This is a genomic window from Paenibacillus sp. OK076, assembly GCF_900110055.1.
Taxonomy (GTDB): Bacteria; Bacillota; Bacilli; order Paenibacillales; family Paenibacillaceae; genus Paenibacillus.
Map to the genome: position 1 here is coordinate 4,137,071 of NZ_FOCH01000001.1, position 18,455 is coordinate 4,155,525.

Genomic DNA, 18,455 nt, shown 5'->3' on the forward strand with positions numbered 1-18,455 from the left:
TTCACTTTATAGTTTCACAGCATGTCCACCATCAAAAAAGTACAACCACTTCCGGTCGACTTTCCGACCCAGAATATCCTCAATAGCCCGGGCATACAGCTCCAGCTGAAAACGATAGTTTTCCGTCAGTTTGTCCAGTCCACCCCGATGCTCCAACACCCGATCAGTCTTGTAATCGAGCAAAACAAGCTCGCCATCCACCTCATACAGGCAGTCAATAATCCCCTGTACCAGCACGGTCTCATTTTCAAGTGATGCCTGCATCTTACCGTCTTCCTCCAACGTTTGCATGCCAGCATCTGGTAACAGATTACGGAGCCATTCCGCAGGAGAATGATGTGCCGGGAGTCCATAAATAAACGGGATCTCCCGTTTCACCCACTCCGCACGCAACAGTTCTGTCCCAGGCTCTGTATTGAAAAATCCGGCCAGTTGATCAGACTCAATAACCTCTGCCTGATGAGGGAGCAAAATCTGGAGCTCAACTAACCGCAAAAGTGTCTGCTCAACGATTTGCGAATCAACGGGTGAACCATCTACAGGAAGATGCTGCATCAACGTATGATACACCGTTCCTCGCTCGGCTCCAGTCAATTGTTTCTCCTCCATGAATTTGGGACGACGTAGATGCAATTTAAAGGACGAGCTTCCATCCTTCACTTCATACCCCTCAGAATCCACAGAAGCCTCAGATTGTTCTTCAACTTCCTCCATCATCTGTAACGACTGATGGTCTTGCATGGCTAGCAATGTCTTCAGTTCGGTAACCGATGTGCTGGCAGCTACTTGCGTTGCTGCTTGATGAGGATACGTCCATGAAAGCCGCTTATCTACTTCACGAAGCAGCTGCATATCCTCTTGCTCACCTATTGTAAATACATCTTCCTCACTGATGTCTCGTGGTGTTGCATCTTGTGTATCCTCCATCATCTCTTCTTCAGTGGAGGAAGGAAACAGCTCAACAGGCTCAACTGCTTTTAGGGCAGCAATTCGATGTTTCCGCACTTCTGTCATGCCGTCTTCTTCACCAAGCGTCTGATCCACAACTATTTCCCGGGATACTTGATCAGCAGAAATGACAGAAATACTCCAGCGTGATTCATCATTCACAAGACAGGCAGCATATGAATCAGCGCCTCCCGCAAGTTCACGCAGCAAAGCTGCGTCTGGATGTCTCATCAAGGATGGACCGATCCAGTCCAGATAACTACGTCCTGCTGCAAGCAGATAGTCAGGCAATACCCGTTCCGGACTGTCTTTAATCTGAGACCAAGCCACTGCCTTTTTAACAACATCTTTCACAGTACCGACCAAAATCATTTTCTCTTTTGGGCGGGTCAAAGCCACATAGAGCACCCGCATCTCTTCGGCAAGCAGCTCAAACTGGGCACGACGACGAATCGCCAGATTCGCCAAGGTTGGATAGGCAACCCGATTCTCACGATCAACAAACCTCGGGCCAAACCCCAGCTCCTTATGCATCAGAAACGGCGAATTCAGATCCTGCTGATTGAACATTTTGGATATGCCCCCGACAAAAACAATAGGGAATTCCAAGCCCTTACTCCGGTGAATCGTCATGATGCGTACCGCATTGTCCTGCTCACCAGAACCACTTGATACGGTGCCAAGATCTCCCCCGTTCTCACGTAGTCTGGATACATAGGTCAGGAAGCGGAACAACCCACGATTAGCCGTTGCCTCCTCATATTGCCGAGCGCGATCATACAGAGCCTTCAAATTACTTTGACGCTGTATGCCTCCCGGTAGGCCGCCAACCCAGTCCAGATAACCCGTTTCCCGGTACATTCGCCATATGAGTTCACTCAGGCTCCCTTGTCTGGCTTCAAGCCGCCACTGTTCCAACTGACGCAAAAAGCGAATTAGCTTTTGTTGCAGCTCTGTGCTGGTACCGTTGTCCCTATCCGCATCGTTGCTTATACGTCCACCCATACTTGCATCTATACCAGCATCCAGAAGCTCATCTGTATCTGCATGTACAGAGGATTCATGTATAAGTTCGATAACGTCTGCTTCGGCGGTTACTGCCGACTCCCGCTGCCCCTGTTCCATTTCTGACCAGACTTCGGGCCATTGCAGCTGGATTGCAGATGAATTCGAATTTGAAACTTTCTCACCATGCTGCCCGAAAACATTCAACGAACTAGTGAATGCTCCTGTAGCTGAAACAACAGCATCATAGAAAGACTGTCGCTTGTCCCCAAGGCGAATCTGAGCCAGTTCCTCTTCATCTAGTCCGACAATCGGCGAACGAAGCACGGAAGCAAGCGGGATATCCTGCCTTGGATTATCCACAATCTGCAGCAAGGACAACATCACTTCCACTTCCGTCGCCTGGAAATACCCTTTGCTTTGCTCCCCTCCGGCAGGAATACCCTGCTGTCTGAATTCCTCAATCATGAGTGGAGCCCACATCAGGGCAGAACGAAGCAAAATAACTATGTCTCCGTAACGCGCAGGTCGCATGGATTTGAGAGCTTTATCATAAACGTTAAGGGCCGGTTTATCCGTATCTCCAACCATTTCACGAATACGTCGAGCCATGGCCCGAGCCTCCAGCTGGGCGGTTTCGAGCTCGGCACTTTCCAGCTCAGCAGAAGGCAGCGCATCCCCATTCTCGTCCGTGCTTTCCGTGAGATCAGGTCCTCCGCCTTGACGATCGATCAGCATGAGTTCAGGTGTGTAAGCCTCATCTCCAAGCGTCTCTTCCGGGAAAGTAGCTCCATAAGCGAGCTGCGCTCGTTCATCATAGGCAATCTCGGCTACCCCTTCATTCATGAGCTGCTTGAATAACATATTGACCGAATGGACGACTTCTGCACGGCTGCGGAAGTTACGTGCAAGATCAATACGCCTTCCTGCATGCAATGAATCTCTCTCTACGTCCACTTCCATATCCGAATTCGCTGCGTATTGACGATACTTGTTCAGAAACAGACCGGGTTCAGCCAGACGAAAACGGTAAATACTCTGTTTTACATCACCAACCATGAATCGGTTTCCTGGATTTTCTCTGGAAATCAGTCTGACGATATCTTCCTGCACCGTATTGGTATCCTGATATTCATCCAGCAGCACTTCATCGAAACGTGCCCGATATTCCATTGCTGCATCCGAAGGCATGGACAGCTCGGGAGTTGAATCCTCATGACGCAAAATATGAAGACAGTAATGCTCCAGGTCACTGAAATCGACCTGACCGCGTTCCTGCTTAGCCTGTCGATATCGCTCTCCAAATGCACTGACCAGCTTGGATAGCTCCTGCATTAGTGGTGCCGCCTGCTCCAGCTCCTGCCAGAAAGAAAACGCACTTCTTCCAAACAATGACCCTTTCAGATCCGTAACGGCTTTTTTCGCAGCCTCACGCAGTTCCTTGACCTGTTCTTGTAACCCCGGGTCCGTCTGGTCCTTTTTGCAAGGCTTCAGCTTGCCAAAAGATGCTGGCTGAAACACTTCAGGCAATCTTTCCCACGGCATGACCTCAACAGCTGACAGAAGCTCTTCGACCATTGCCAAATCTTCTTTTAATGTATCTGCATAAGGTTTCGGACCTTCCGGCTGCATCGATATGCTGATTCCTTGACGCAGCAGACCAGCCGCACCACTCAGGGCAAGAGCCGCATCACGCAAAATACTTTGAACCCATGCAGAATGCCCAAGTGCCTCGACACTTTCCACCTGAAAAGCAGATGCCATCTCCGCAAGCCAATGATCCGGCCAGGAATGACTGCGCGAGAAATCATACAAACGCTGCACAAGTCGATGCATGGCATCATCGTTTCGTTCCCCACTGAACCAATCCACCAATTCGCGGAATGTACTGCCTTCATCTTCTTCCCCATACTTTTCCTCAAACAACTGCTCCAACAATTCCTGCCGCATAATCTCGGCTTCATTTTCATTCAGAATCCGGAAAGCCGGGTTTAGCGGAATTTGCTGATAATAACGACGAATGACCTCCATACAGAATGAATGCAGTGTCGTAATGGATGCCCGCCCAAGTAGTGAAAGTTGTTTGCGCAAATGTTCTTCGGCAGGCTGCTCTTCAAGTGCACGTTCCAGTGCTTCCCGTATCCTCTGCTTCATCTCCGCCGCAGCAGCTTTCGTAAATGTTGCAACCAGCAAACGATCTACGCTGAATCCACGGGAAGGGTCTGCAATCTTACGAATAATCCGTTCAACCAATACGGCCGTCTTCCCGGAACCCGCTGCAGCAGCAACCAGAATGTCTTCCCCACTCTGTGAGATGGCACTCCATTGGTCATCACTCCAGAAGCTTCCCTCCGGTTTTGGCATAATCGTCATGATGTTTCCCCTCCTTTGTCATGAGACAGCATGTCCCAGATTTGCTGTTTGCCCGGTTTGGACAACAGATTATATTCATTGCCTTCGATATTTTCATCAAATTGACAGACTGGCTTGTACGGACAGAAGGTGCATGCAACCTCCTGCTGGATACGGTAAGGTTCAATCGCCACATCCCCGTCCGTAATCCGGGTGCCAATCTCACGTATATTACTGCGAACTGAAGCAAGCAAGGTATCCCATTGCTCTGGGGTAGCTACAGCAGCACTGCTATAAAAGCTGCCATCTGCCTTAAGTGCAACCGGAATAATGGCTGAATAGCCTTTGTCCAAGGTATTGTCCATTTGAGCGATCGCATCCCGGTCCGCGAGCAGCAAGCCCTTCATTTTGAACCGTTTCAGCAGCTCTTGTCCTGCCTGCTCAGAAGTCATGCCATTCGCGGATTGAAGCAACGGATTATGCACATGGAAATAGAGTGTTCCTCCAGGCATCGCCGATTCTCCAAGCCACTCCTCGGCAGCACTAAGCAGCACCTCCAGGTACGTGAGCATCTGTAATGACAGGCCATAATACACTTCATGCAGTTTGAGATCGGTCTGGCTCGATTTGTAATCAATGACCCGCAGCAGCAGACCGTTCTCTCCTTCAGCCACATCCACGCGGTCGATCCGACCCACGATCTCCATCACACAGCCATTTTCCAATTCAAAACGCAGCGGTGGCAGCGGTTTGCCTGGTCCAAAATCAAGCTCCAGCCCAATCGGTTCAAAGCTTCCCCGTCTGGACTGTTCACCCAGAATAACCGATGCCCGGCTAACGATATCCTTCAGCTTGCGGAAGATGTAACCATATCGTTTCGTGCTAAGCAAAATCTCTCCCTGCAGCTGTGGTGCAATCTGCTCCACAGTGTGCTCCGCTTCCTTCCGACATTCATCCGGAGACAGACTGCCCCAGCTGCGATTCTCCTGTCGCAAACGCATCGCAAGCTGACTCAAGGCAGCATGGAACAATTGTCCAATATCAGGAGCTTGCAAGCGGTACAGCTGGCGCTCTTTCAGCCGCAGCCCATGGGATGCAAAATGGGAGAAAGGACACGCCACAAACCGCTCCATTCGGGAGACACTGGTCCTTACCTCTGTGCCATATAATCTACGGCTAGTAGCCGTACGTAGAGGTAACGCCCGATTGCGATAAAAGACCGATCCAAGCAATTGTTTCAGCTGAGGTCTGCTCGTCTCCCGAGAGACATGCCAGTTATAGATCGCCCACCACATTTCAGGAATATCTTCTCCACGGCGCCATCTTCGCAATTGTCCAATGAGATAAGAGAGGCTCTGACCAGGATGGTTAACATAAGACCAGTGTACCTCTTCAGCATCCGTAACCGGCGGTTGGGCAAGCAATGGCTGCTCATGCAGACCGAACATTTTCCGTACATGTCGTACAATTTCCGAGGGCAGTAATGTTTTCCCTTCATCATCTGCAACGGGATAACTCATCCATAACTGCTTGCTCGCCGCGGTCAGGGCTGAATAGATCAGAAAGCGTTCGTCCAGCATTTGTCTTGTTGCTCCGGGACCAAGCCCCAAACCTCTCTCCGTTAACAGCAGCCGTTCCTGCTCGGTTAATACACCATCATCCTGAGGCACGGCAGGCAGTTCACCATCTACTGCACCCAGAATAAATACGTACTTGATATCCTGAAGACGTGTACGATCCATCGATCCAACCAACACCTGATCAAGCGCTGGAGGAACGAGTCCCAGTTTCAGTTCGGTCAATCCGGTCTCCATCAGCCCTGCAAACAGATCGATATCCAGCCGTTCGGCCCCCATCATATCAACCATCTGATCTAATAGATCTAGGACGGCACCCCACATTTGACGATGCTCTCTCGATCGCTCCGGATCACCCTGGGCCTTGGCTTCTGCAGACATCTGATCCAGCTTCCAAGGAATCTCGGCATCTTCCAGTAATCTATAAAGGGCCGCACATTGGTCTTTAGCTGTCTTTGCCTTGCTCATTCGTTTCTCAAAAGTACCCAGCGGGTCAACAATCACCGTTCGGCATTTTTCCATTAAGGACAGCATCTGCTCCCGGCCCCGGCTGCGAACATCCTGGTCGTTGTCTTCCAGAGAAAGGCTGGGTACATACTTCCATGGCTTGCCATCTGTCCAGCGGTATCCGTGAATTCCACAAGCCAATATATAATTTTCAAGCTGGTCCATATCTTCACGCGTGATGGAACCGTCTCGAGGAAGCAGCAGATCCGTTTTTACACAGCGAAATACATCCTCATAACGCCAGCGACGGCGAACGATATCGAGTGCTGAACGAATAAATTCCGATAATGGATGATGTAGTTCATTTCTTCTCCGATCCAGAAAGACAGGCACGCCATAGTCCCTGAATAGGGGCTCAGCAATGTCGGCATATGTATCCAACTGACGAACAAGCACTGCCATATCTCGATAACGCGCACCTTCATCTTGCGCCAGACGACGCATCTCACGAAGTGCTCCTTCCATCTCAGCCCGGCGGTTCTCAGCAGCGTAAAGTCGGACACCTGCATCACGCCCCTCACTCTTCCAGCGAACTCTGCGATCAAAGCCAGCCTCCAAATGGGCCAGTCCAGGACTGCCCTCATATCTCGGCAAAACTTCCGGTTGAAGCACCGTTGTCTCATTAAGGACACCCAGATCCTCGGCCATGCCTTTGAGACGTGCGTATGCACTTGCTGTGGGATGGAACAGTTCCAATTCTCCTGGAAGTGCGCCGTGGTCGTAAGCACGATCCAACGTCAATGCAATTGTAACGGAAGAAGCTTGCAGCATCAGTCTTCCAATGACACTCATTTCCTGCGGGGTAAATCCCTGAAATCCATCGATCCAGATCTCTGCATCTTGCAGCAACCTACTCTCCGGCAATCGCTCTGTCAGTTCAGTCAACGTGTCTTCATCATCGATATATAGTTCGGTTAATTCCTTTTCATAGTCACGGTATATAAGAAGCAAGTCATGCAGCTTGTCTCCCAGAATCGGTGCAGAAGAGGAAGTATTCATTGCGGAAAGTCCTTCTTCCAGTGAAGTAGGGTCAAGTTCATAACGTTTAAACTCACTGTACAAATCATTTAAATCTCCTATAAATCCCAGCTGACTGCCCGATGCTCCAAACAGCTTCAATTCTTCCTTACGACGCTGGAGCACTTTGTAGAGCAGCATTTTTTTGCCTTCAGCTCCAATGGGAATACGGGCAGAACCACCTGCCTCCTGCATGACCCGATAGGCCAATCGGCGAAAACCAAGCACTTCAGCACGCATGGTACCTTTAATAGCACCAGAAGAAACCAGCGACTGTTCGGTTCGAAACGAACTCTGTTCCGGGACTAGCAGAATCAGTGGTTTACCTTGTGGTTCCTTTTGAAGCAGGGATGTGATTTCCCGGGTAATCAGCGCACTCTTGCCACTGCCTGCCCGGCCAATAACAAAGCGTACGGACATGTTTAATCCTCCAAACCATCACGAACAAGATTTTAATTCCCAGTATAACATATCTGACTTGGTTCGGAACATACGTTTGCCACTATCCGGCAATTCCAGAGAGCTTTTGCATGAGCATAGCAAAAAGGGGATATCCCATAAGTCATGAATATGACAGAGGACATCCCTTGTTAGCGTTATTTTGTACTAATGAACCTGAGACACGCTATGCGCTCCCATTAGCCCAGATCTAAGATCTAACGAATCACAGAGACGTTATTTCGGCGATTCGATCCATTTTTTATGTTTTGACACCGTTTGATGACGGAATAGCGTGACTGAGGTTCGTTAAATCTGGCAACCGTTGATAATCCACCTGTTAAGATGTGATAGGTTCGTTAGCGCATGGAGCGAAGTGGAATTCCTTTTGAGACAGCCCCTCTTTGCCAAAATAGATGAACGATCCAATACTGATATCGCTCGATTAATTCTTTTTGCTGCGTACTTCGAAGATGGCAAATTTCAGGTAATGACCTTCGTCTACCCCCAAAATTTGTGGGTGATCCTTACCAGCTGCTTTCCAGTCGATCAGACGCAATACTTTGCCTGCATCTTCGGCTGCATCCGCAATAGTTTCCAAGAAGAGATCCGGACGCATGTGGTATGAACAGCTTGCCGTTACCAAATACCCGCCCTCATTCACCAGCTTCATTCCTTGCAGATTGATGTCCTTATATCCACGGCATGCGCCTTTGACTGCTGATTTCGTTTTGGCAAAGGCTGGTGGATCGAGGATGACCACATCAAATGTTTTACCACCGGCTGCAAGCGCTTTGGACGTATCCACTTTCTGTTCGCCAGCACGTGCACGTACGTTACGCTCATCGAGGCCTTTCACCTGTTCACGCAAGTATTGGAATGCATCCGCAACGACAAATTCGACCCGATCAGTAAAACCGTTCAGCTCTACGTTGGTACGTGCACTTTCAATCGCATGTTCTGAGATATCGAGACATGTTACTTTTTTGGCTCCATATTTGCAGGCGTTCAATGTGAAGCTGCCTGTGTGGGAGAAACATTCCAGCACAGTGGCCCCATCCCAATAAGGGAACGTCACAACCTTGCCGCTTTTATTCACAGGAAGCAACTGCTGCGTACCATCCTGCTCAGTCTGTTGGAGCGTAATACCACTCTTGTAACCCCAACCCTTCATAAGTGGTTCAATGGCTGCACGATTCTCGCGTTGGTCGAAGAAGTACCCTGTCTTCTGGCCTTCCACGATATCCACCTTAATGAGTAATCCGTTCTCTGTTACCGTGACATGACGCGGGCAATCCCCATATAATGGTCCTTTCGTCTGCTCCAAGCCTTCGAGTTCACGAATGGACACATCACTGCGTTCATAGATGCCTTCCGGCTGCATCACTTCAATTAGAGCTTGTACAATCGCTTCGCGGCAACGGTCCATTCCCAATGTGAGCAATTGAACAACAAGAATGCTTCCAAAACGGTCAACGATCAGACCTGGCAGGAAATCAGCTTCCCCATAAACAAGACGGTATGCCTCCCCATCCTGGATAAAACGCTCCCGGTGGCGTAAGCAATCGCGGAAACGCGCTGCAAAAAACGCGGTGTCCATCTGTTCAAACTCCAAGGGTTGATAGGCCACGACTCGCACTGTGATTTGAGATGCAGGATTATAGTACCCTGTCGCGAGATAGCGACCTTGGTGATTCATTACGTTGACCAGATCTCCCGGCTCGGGATTTCCTTCAACAGAGGCGATTTCATTGTTATATATCCATGGATGTGCATGTTCAAGCCGCTTTTTGCGGCTGCGTTCCAGTGTAACTGATGGCAAGATAGATCCACTTCTTTCATAGTTAGTTGAAATGATAGGTTTGGTGCAAAGGAGACCGCTTTGATGATGGATTGGACTTTCGATCGCTGTTGTCTCCAAATTTTATTGATTTATTATTCAGAAGGTTAAAATTTGGAGACAAAGGCGAACGCTTCGCTGCTACAGTTCCAATTCCATCCCCTTCGCTACGCTTGCAGAGTCTCCGTATCTTTTGAATAGGGGCGCGGTAATTGGGGTGTCCGCTTCGGGGATGGATCGGACTTTCGATCGCTGTTACCCTCAGATTTTTTTGATTCCATTTCACTATAGGAAAAATCCGAGGATAAGGGCGAATGCTTCGCTTCTACAGTTCCAACTCCATCCCCTTCGCTGCGTTTGCAGAGTCTCCGTATCTTTTGAATAGGGGCGCGGTAATTGGGGTGACCATTAAGATAACTTATCGGTCTTTCAAACGCTGTTAACTTCAGAATTCCGTTAGCCTGTCATGGTTGTCCTTATTTACTCATAGGATGAGAATAAGGATATGCACGGAAGGAATGATGTTAACTCATGTTCAGAGATGTTGTGCTGCCCTTACTATACGGGCTTCTTATCTTTTTTGGCGGGATGAAGCTGATGGAAACAGCCTTACAGCGGATGGCCGGGCCCATGTTGGCTGGATGGCTGGGCCGTGCTACCTCTGCTCCCTGGAAAGGCATGGCTTTCAGTGCGGGCGCTACAGCCCTGCTGCAAAGCAGTACCGCCGTCACCGTGCTCACCATTGGACTCGCGAACGCCAGATTAATTAGCTACGGACGCACACTTGGCATTATTCTCGGCACCAACATCGGGACGTGCCTGACCACCGAGCTGGTCGGACTGCAGATCGGACGGGTTTCCCTGCCTCTGCTTGCCTTGTCACTTACAGGCTGGGCCGTCTTAGTTGTGCTTGGTGAACGAAATCAGCTCGCTCCTGAACGCACACGCCGGACGCTGTCTACCATGCAATACAGCTTTCTCGCTTCAGCCGGATTTGCCCTCGTTATGACAGGCATTCAAGTGATGCAATCCATTGCCGTACCCCTGCGAAGGTTGGGCGTATTCCAGTGGTTTCTGGATCGCTCAGCCGACAGCTTGTGGTGGGGCTTTCTGGCAGGTGCCTGCCTGACGGCGCTCATTCATAGCAGCGCAGCCGTCATCAGCATGGCGATTACGCTTGCAGCCACAGGCGTACTGCCTGTGGAGATCGGCATCGCCATTGTGATCGGGTCGAACGTAGGGACCTGTATCACCGCCGTGATTGCTGCCGCTGGCGGAGCATCCGCAGGCAAATTTGTCGCAGCCTCCCATGTCGTACTAAACATTGCGGGAGCGCTGCTATTTATGCCGCTGATCGGCCAGCTGCATGCAGCTTCGGCCTGGCTGTCAGCGGATAACGGGGCGCAGATTGCGCACGCCCAGACCCTTTTTAACGTCACCAGTTCACTGCTTGCCTTGCCGTTCTGTTACTTGCCGATTTGGCACAAAAAACCACCGGTCTCCACCCCAGTGGCGAAGTCACCCATGGCCTGATGTTCGAAACTCTCTCACTCTCGACAAAAAGTAGCGATACGTCACTCAATAGAAAACAGCTATACGTTAATGCCTAATTTGTTCAGTGCCACTCGTAAAATGTCATCGTTATTATCGTATCCGCTATGCTGCTGTCTGGACCAAGCTTCTTCCGGAGCGTACCAATCTACACCTTTGATTTCTTCAATCTGAGGCTGCAGATCGCCGCTTTCCGCTTCAACGAGATAATAATGAACTTCCTTGTCCACCGGACCAAACTCAGCATGCTGATACGTATAAGCAATGATATCGACGGGTTCTACAATTCGGCCGACCATGCCTGTCTCTTCCAGAATCTCACGCAGTGCGGTTTGTTCTACCGTTTCTCCAGCTTCCATTTTGCCCTTGGCGAGAGTCGTTTTGCCGTAGCGATCTACAATCAGTTGAATTTGGAGCTTTCCGTCTTCTCCCGTGCGGTAGACGACTCCGCCTGCCGAAATTTCTTTTTTATTCATGCTGCTCTCCCCCATTACGGAATTGACTTCATCTTTTTTGGAAAAAGAAGGACCTCATCTCCACGGGTACGCTCCCCAAGGAAATGAAATCCTTGTTCCTAACGCCTCGATTACATCGCTGCGGACTTGAGATTTTCCTCCAACACACGAACCAACGTAGCCTGGCTTTCATTCACACCCGCTTCGGTCACTTTGACACGGCATACCTTGCCGACCATATCCAGGGAACCATCAAAGACCAACTGAATGTAGTTGTCACTGTAACCGTGCAGTTTACCACTGCCTTCACGGCCCTTGGCTTCACCTTCAGGAATGACATCCAGTACTTGGCCCACAAATTGCTTGGCGTATGCCAGCTGCATTTGCTCGGATAGCTCAATCAGTTCATGCACGCGCGCATTTTTGACTTCCTCATCCACCTGATCCTCCATACGTGCTGCCGGTGTTCCAGTTCGTTTGGAATAGGGGAAAACGTGCATTTCGGAAAATCCGATTTTCTTCATCAGTTCATAGCCATTACGGAACATCTCATCCGTCTCACCCGGGAACCCTACAATAACGTCGGTTGTAATTGCTACATCCGGCATTGCTTCCCGAATGCGAAGCATTTTATTGTAAAACTCTTCGGTCGTATATTTACGGCGCATACGTTTCAATACGGTATCATCGCCTGCTTGCAGCGGAATGTGGAAGTGGCGCACAAGTTTGTCTGAACGTTTAATCACATCCAGCATCCGATCATCAATCTGACTGGCTTCAATCGAACTGATTCTAATACGTTCCAGGCCCTCTACTTTATCCAAGTCCCATAGCAGATCCGTCAGATCATAATTCTCCATGTCATCTCCGTACCCACCGGTATGTATGCCTGTCAGGACAATTTCCTTGTACCCGGCGTGTACGAGTTGATGAGCCTGTTGGATGATGCTGTTTGCTTCCCGGCTGCGGGAAAGTCCACGCGACCACGGAATAATGCAGAACGTACAGAAGTTGTTGCAGCCATCTTGGATTTTCAGAAATGCACGGGTACGATCGGCAAAATCCGGTACGTCCATCTCTTCAAACACCCGCGTTTTCATGATGTTACGCACAGCATTGACGGGTTGACGTGATTCCTGAATTTCATTGACATATGGCAAAATTTTGTCCCGGTCCTGTGTACCGATAACCAGATCCACACCAGGGATGTCCAGAATTTCTGCCGGTGAAGTTTGCGCATAACAGCCTGTAACGGCTACAATCGCATCCGGGTTGCGCCGAATGGCACGACGGATAATCTGGCGGCTCTTTTTGTCGCCGGTATTGGTTACTGTACAAGTATTAATCAAGTATACATCCGCTGTCTGTTCGTCAAAGTCTACCTGATCGTATCCTTCATTTTTGAACAATTGCCAAATCGCCTCTGTATCATAAAAATTAACTTTGCAGCCTAAGGTGTAAAACGCCACGGATGGCATAATTACATTCCCCCCATTTCTCCGGATTCATATAAGACACAAGTTAGCGCCGCCATTCCGGCTGTCTCGGCCCGCAAGATGCGTTTGCCCAGTCCAACGGATACAGCACCCGCCTGATCGGCTTCAATCGTTTCCCTCTCCGAGAATCCGCCCTCAGGTCCAACAACGATCAACACTTCAGCGCTCGCACCAGGTGCAAGCTGCTCCACAAACGGCTTCAATGCGTCTCTTAACTGCTTGCCGTTTTCCTTTTCATAACAATAACATACCAGACTGTAGCCCTCAAAAGAAGATAGCAGCCCTTTCCAGGAAAGTGGCTGCTCAACGGATGGAATGCGGTTCCGATGGCTTTGCTCAGCAGCTTCCTTGGCGATTTTACGCCACCGCTCCAACCGTTTGCCTTCTTTCTTGGCATCATATTGCACAATCGTACGCTCAGACAGGAAAGGAACAAATGAAACCGCTCCGATCTCTGTACATCTTTGGATGACCGTCTCCATCTTATCGCCTTTTGGCAAGCTTTGAGCCACGGTTACACGTATACGCGCTTCATGGTCCATTTCGAGGGGCTCCACAATATTCGCTGTTACTTGCTGGGCTTCGATGCTTTCAATCTCCACCAAAGCTTCTTTGGAGTTTCCGTCACTGACAATCAGTTTATCTCCAGGTTTACCACGCATCACTTTGCCGATATGGCGCGCATCATCACCCGTGATGACCACGGAATGTTCATTAAACTGTTCTGCAGATACAAAATAACGCTGCATTCGTCTATCCACCCATTCTGTCCTGTTATGACTGGAATTCACCCCGCCTGATGGCAGGCATGAATCCAATCGCCACAGATGATCATACAACTTTTATGTCTATCTGACCAGTATTTCAGTCCCATACACCATACGTTTCTAACGATATAAACCGATGATTATCCTTGCCAGATCCACATACATATTCTGGGCAAATTGATATAGAGGTTGAATCGTCGCATTTTGCAATGGTGGAATAACAAGGATCAACAGGAAAATAAATATGGACCATTGCTCCACCCCTTGCAGTTTGCGGCTGATTGAAGGCGGCAGAATATCCTCCAGAATTCGATATCCGTCCAATGGAGGCAACGGAATAAGATTAAAGAGAAAAAGGAAAAAGTTCGTCAAGTTAAATATGGAGAAAAACATGGAGATTGCCGTAAGCAACCGTTCATTCTCAATGCCACCCAATGCCCCCGAACCAACCAGGGACGCATAGATGATCGTACCGATGATCGCGAGCAGCAGATTGCTTAGTGGCCCTGCTGCAGAGACGATAACACCCATCAATCTTGGTTTGTCAAAGTTCGCCCGATTCACTGGAACAGGTCGTGCCCAACCGAATCCAGCAATAACGAGCAATAGCACCCCAAACAAGTCAAAGTGTACGACTGGATTGAGAGTAACCCGGCCCAGCAGCTTGGCCGTCGGATCACCGAATTTGTTGGCAAAATACGCATGAGAAAATTCATGGACCGTAAAAGCAATCAGGATGGTCAGCAGGAAGAACGGCAGCTGATCCAGCGGATAACGAAAGAACGAGTTTAAGTCCATCGGTTACCTCTTTCTCGCCACAAACGCGATCCAGTCCTCATCGCGATGCACCGAACTGATTTCGAAGCCGGAAGCAACGAGCGCATCATGGACAAGCTGCTCTTTATTTTTCCAAATGCCTGAAGTAATATAAACGCCGCCAGACTCAAGCGCATGATAGACATCATCCACAAACAGCATAATAATTTCGGCCAAAATGTTGGCAACGATAACTTTCACCGGGAGCTTCACACCCAGCGCAGGGTCCTGACTGCCCAGAACAGACAACAGATCACTCTCTTTCACCGTAATTTGTTGTCCCAGCCCGTTCAATTCCACATTTTCTTTAGCACTTGCCACCGCAACCGGATCGAGGTCCAGCGCCAGCACATGTTTTGCACCGAGAAGGACAGCTCCTATGGCCAAGATGCCAGAACCTGTACCTACGTCAATCACTTCCTCGCCACCCTGAATGACTGATTCCAGTGTACGCAGACAAAGCGAGGTGGTTGGATGTGTTCCCGTACCAAACGCCATGCCTGGATCGAGCTCAATAATTTTCTCATTCGGGCTTTCCGGCGTATACTCTTCCCATGTCGGTTTAATGGTTAGACGTTCCGAGACACGTACTGGCTTGAAATATTGTTTCCAGGCGTTCGCCCAGTCATTTTCGTCCACTGTTCGCGTCTCAAAACGAACCTCACCCGTTTGGATATCGAATTCGGAAAGTTGCTCGATGCGTGGACTTACTTCAGCTTGCAATGCATCCATGTCCGTACCTTCAGAGAAGTATCCTTTAATGACTGCAAAGCCTTCAGGAATATCATTCAAAGGAAACTCGTATAACTCCCCATACGTCGTATCCCGTTTTTTATTTAAAGTACCGGACTCTTCAATCGAGACCCCTCCAGCACCCGCTTCATGTAAAAAATTCGAAATCATCTCCACAGCTTCTTCTGTGGTATGTATTGTTAGTTCATGCCATAACATACTTCGTTTTTCCTCCTCATTTTTCAAACATCCCAACCATTGTACTACACAAGCGAGCAGGAGTACAAAACCGCGGCAGTAAAAGAAACAGCAAAAACAGGATACCCGCAGCCTGACTGCTCGAATACCCTGTTTTCATTATGACTACACTCGATTAACTTGTTAGCAAAAGCGTCCACCGTTCTGCGTAATCATCTCTGCAGCTTGCGGGAGAGAGTCACTGGATACGGATACGGTCAGCAAGATTTCTTGCTTGGGCTTGCCTTCAGAGCCAGCATCCGGATCGTCATAGACTTGTCCACCCGACAACACCTCGGTCTCATCGCTAATGAGAGAAAGGACATTCAGCTCACCACTGAATCCCCCAATCAGAGCCGTGGCCGAGTTATCCGTGCCCTCAGGTGCTCCCGATTCCACTGAAGACGATGAGTTATTCAAACTCTCAATACTCAATTGGTTTGGGTGCAGCAATTCCAGCGCTCTGCGTGCAGATTCAGCCTCGGACCAACTCGTAAATACCGCTTCGATAATTACTGCAGAGCGATCATCAGTCATGAATCTCCCGACCCTGACGACGATCGGCGGCTTCGCTTCGGCGCAAAGCCTCTATATCTTCATGATCTGCAGCTTCGGCACTGAATTCCACGTCCTCATTTTTGGCGGACTGCATTCGCTTCATCTTTTCCGTTTTCGTCAAAATCTTGCCTGGACGTTCATGTTCTGCCATCGTTATGCTCCTCCTTCAAAATAGGTATCTATATAAAATGAACTAATACTTGTTACACTATACCACTCCGATTGTAGTACCATCCTCCGATCGCAGTTATCCCCAGATTTCTTCATCTCCCTTTCTTAAAGGGAGAAATCCGGTGATAGCGTATGCTTCCGAAGTAGCTTTCTTACGAAAGCTTTCAGGCGAACGCTTCGCTTCTTCAGATTGGTTCTACACTCTCCGTTAAAGTGTAATTCTCTGTCCATCTTATATAGATTTGGTGAAACTAGATCATACCGCCGGCTTGTTCGATAATGGATAGAGCGCGATGATGTACTGCCTCGTCAACAACAACGGTCAGTAATACATCTCTGCCTGTCGGACCCTCTTGTCCGCCATCGCTCATACCGCTCGCAGAAGGATCTGCTGCGGCCATGATGCCCGCGCTGGCATTTGTGCCTAGAGCACCTGGTACCCAGGAAGAAAAGCTGCCTGATACGCCTGGTGTATAGGATGCTCCACTTGGCCCGACACCCGCATAACGACTGAATCGATTGATAGACAGGTCTTCCACTCGCAATGCCTCCAGTTTTTTGGCTGCTCCTTCCGCTTGCTCCGGGCTATGGAAATACGCCAAAATATTTTTTTCGGTCATCCGATTCACCTGCTTCCCTAGTTTCGGCACATCAGCAAACCACTGAATGCTCATGTCTGGTATCTTTCCGCAACCGTGCCCATATTATGCAAAAAAGGACACCCTGCGGAAAAACCGCTGTGGTGTCCTTTTTAAATAAATGATTACGACTCAGTCTCCACGGAAGGCCCGTTTCACCCGGTCAAAGAAGGATTGCTCATGCTCATGAGTTTGTTCTCCATCCAGCGCAGCGATTTGGCGAAGCAGATCTTTCTGCTCGTCATTCAGCTTGCTAGGCGTAACGACAACGACTTTCACATGCTGATCCCCTTGCCCCATACCGCGCAGGCGTGGTACGCCTTTGCCTTTGAGACGGAAGTACGTTCCTGTTTGTGTACCGGCAGGTACTTTCAGCTTCACTTTCTCGGATAGCGTTGGAATTTCAATCTCATCTCCCAATGCGGCCTGAGCGAAGGTAAGCGGAATTTCGCAATAGATATCATCGCCTTCACGCTCGAAGAAATCATGTGATTTCACACGAATGACAATATACAGATCTCCTGCTGGTCCTCCGCGCAGACCACCTTCACCTTCACCAGTCATACGCAGTTGAGCGCCGTCATCTACACCCGCTGGAATGCGAACATGAATTTTGCGTTGTTTGCGTACTTTACCGCTGCCGCTGCATGTTGTACATTTTTCCTTGATAATTTGTCCCGAACCGTTACAGTTCGAACAAGCACGACGGTTGACCATACGGCCAAACGGTGTATTTTGAACCACTTCCTGTTGACCGCTACCTTGGCAGACGGAACAGGTCTCCGGTTTGGTTCCGGGTTTCGCACCTGAGCCATGACAAGTATCACAGCCTTCGGTACGTGGAATGGTAATGTCGGTTTCCTTACCAAATACTGCTTCCTTGAACTCAATCGTCATGGTGTATTGCAGATCGTTCCCCCGTTGCGGAGCATTTGGATCACGTCGTCCACCACCACCGCCAAAGAACATATCGAAGATGTCGCCAAAGCCGCCGCCGCCAAAATCGCCACCGCCGCCGAATCCGCCCTGATTTGGATCAATATGACCGTATTGATCATACTGTGCCCGCTTCTGGCTATCACTGACCACATCATAAGCTTCTTTAACTTCCTTAAACTTGGCTTCCGCGTCAGCAGCCTTGTTTACGTCAGGGTGATACTGACGGGCAAGCTTGCGGTATGCCTTTTTGATTTCCTCGTCGCTGGCATTTTTGCCGACGCCAAGTACCTCATAATAATCACGTTTTTCAGCCACTCTTCCACCCCCATATCATTCACCTTATCGCACATCGTGACAAAAGGAAAGCCAAAGCGCGGGAGCCCCGGCTATGACTTTCCCTTCAATCCGAAC

At 49.3% G+C, this 18,455-nt stretch carries 13 protein-coding genes, 1 pseudogene and 1 riboswitch; of the genes and pseudogenes, 2 read left to right on the forward strand and 12 right to left on the reverse strand.

The genetic code is table 11. The features are described from left to right. Positions 1-6 precede the first annotated feature (6 nt). From addA to BMY78_RS18560, 3 genes are all read right to left on the reverse strand, one after another. Positions 7-4,326 carry a helicase-exonuclease AddAB subunit AddA gene (gene addA / locus BMY78_RS18550; RefSeq protein ID WP_090901643.1) on the reverse strand — a complete coding sequence of 1,440 codons (4,320 nt, stop codon included), beginning with the start codon at positions 4,324-4,326 and terminating at the stop codon, positions 7-9. After that, positions 4,323-7,826 (reverse strand): helicase-exonuclease AddAB subunit AddB, encoded by a 3,504-nt coding sequence (addB, locus tag BMY78_RS18555; RefSeq protein ID WP_090901646.1) that lies wholly within the window; start codon positions 7,824-7,826, stop codon positions 4,323-4,325. Before addB ends, addA begins: the two co-directional genes overlap by 4 nt. A 463-nt stretch (positions 7,827-8,289) precedes the next feature. After that, entirely contained in the window at positions 8,290-9,666 is a 1,377-nt protein-coding gene (locus tag BMY78_RS18560) for a class I SAM-dependent rRNA methyltransferase (protein WP_090901649.1), read from the reverse strand. 648 nt (positions 9,667-10,314) lie between these two features. Here BMY78_RS18560 and BMY78_RS33785 point away from each other — a divergent pair. Both BMY78_RS33785 and BMY78_RS33375 read left to right on the forward strand, forming a co-directional pair. Next, positions 10,315-10,653, forward strand: a pseudogene (locus BMY78_RS33785) (Na/Pi symporter); the annotation flags it as partial. A gap of 174 nt (positions 10,654-10,827) precedes the next feature. Further along, positions 10,828-10,911: riboswitch (Fluoride riboswitch) on the reverse strand. Continuing rightward, positions 10,885-11,217, forward strand: a complete 333-nt coding sequence (locus BMY78_RS33375) for a Na/Pi symporter (protein ID WP_256222181.1) — start codon at positions 10,885-10,887, stop codon at positions 11,215-11,217. Its footprint overlaps the riboswitch before it by 27 nt. Before the next feature lie 59 nt (positions 11,218-11,276). Here BMY78_RS33375 and BMY78_RS18570 read toward each other — a convergent pair whose 3' ends face one another. From BMY78_RS18570 to dnaJ, 9 genes are all read right to left on the reverse strand, one after another. Continuing rightward, a complete protein-coding gene (locus BMY78_RS18570; protein ID WP_090901655.1) occupies positions 11,277-11,711 on the reverse strand; it encodes an NUDIX hydrolase in 435 nt (144 codons plus the stop codon). Positions 11,712-11,821: 110 nt separating this feature from the next. Further along, complete coding sequence (gene mtaB / locus BMY78_RS18575) at positions 11,822-13,168, reverse strand: tRNA (N(6)-L-threonylcarbamoyladenosine(37)-C(2))-methylthiotransferase MtaB (RefSeq protein ID WP_090901658.1); 1,347 nt, start codon at positions 13,166-13,168, stop codon at positions 11,822-11,824. Positions 13,169-13,170: 2 nt separating this feature from the next. Then, positions 13,171-13,935 carry a 16S rRNA (uracil(1498)-N(3))-methyltransferase gene (locus BMY78_RS18580; protein WP_063567294.1) on the reverse strand — a complete coding sequence of 255 codons (765 nt, stop codon included), beginning with the start codon at positions 13,933-13,935 and terminating at the stop codon, positions 13,171-13,173. Between the two features lie 138 nt (positions 13,936-14,073). Continuing rightward, positions 14,074-14,751 carry a site-2 protease family protein gene (locus tag BMY78_RS18585; protein WP_090901661.1) on the reverse strand — a complete coding sequence of 226 codons (678 nt, stop codon included), beginning with the start codon at positions 14,749-14,751 and terminating at the stop codon, positions 14,074-14,076. 3 nt (positions 14,752-14,754) lie between these two features. Then, positions 14,755-15,720, reverse strand: a complete 966-nt coding sequence (prmA, locus tag BMY78_RS18590) for a 50S ribosomal protein L11 methyltransferase (protein ID WP_090901664.1) — start codon at positions 15,718-15,720, stop codon at positions 14,755-14,757. A 162-nt stretch (positions 15,721-15,882) separates the two neighbouring features. Further along, a complete protein-coding gene (locus BMY78_RS18595) occupies positions 15,883-16,275 on the reverse strand; it encodes a hypothetical protein (protein ID WP_090901667.1) in 393 nt (130 codons plus the stop codon). After that, positions 16,268-16,447, reverse strand: coding sequence for a YfhD family protein (locus BMY78_RS18600; protein WP_024628492.1), 180 nt, complete (start codon positions 16,445-16,447; stop codon positions 16,268-16,270). The genes BMY78_RS18595 and BMY78_RS18600 overlap by 8 nt, the downstream gene beginning before the upstream one ends. Positions 16,448-16,718: 271 nt before the next feature. Continuing rightward, on the reverse strand, positions 16,719-17,087 hold the full coding sequence (locus BMY78_RS18605; RefSeq protein ID WP_063567301.1) for a hypothetical protein: 369 nt from the start codon (positions 17,085-17,087) through the stop codon (positions 16,719-16,721). 150 nt (positions 17,088-17,237) lie between these two features. Beyond that, a complete protein-coding gene (gene dnaJ, locus BMY78_RS18610; RefSeq protein ID WP_090901669.1) occupies positions 17,238-18,359 on the reverse strand; it encodes a molecular chaperone DnaJ in 1,122 nt (373 codons plus the stop codon). Positions 18,360-18,455 lie beyond the last annotated feature (96 nt).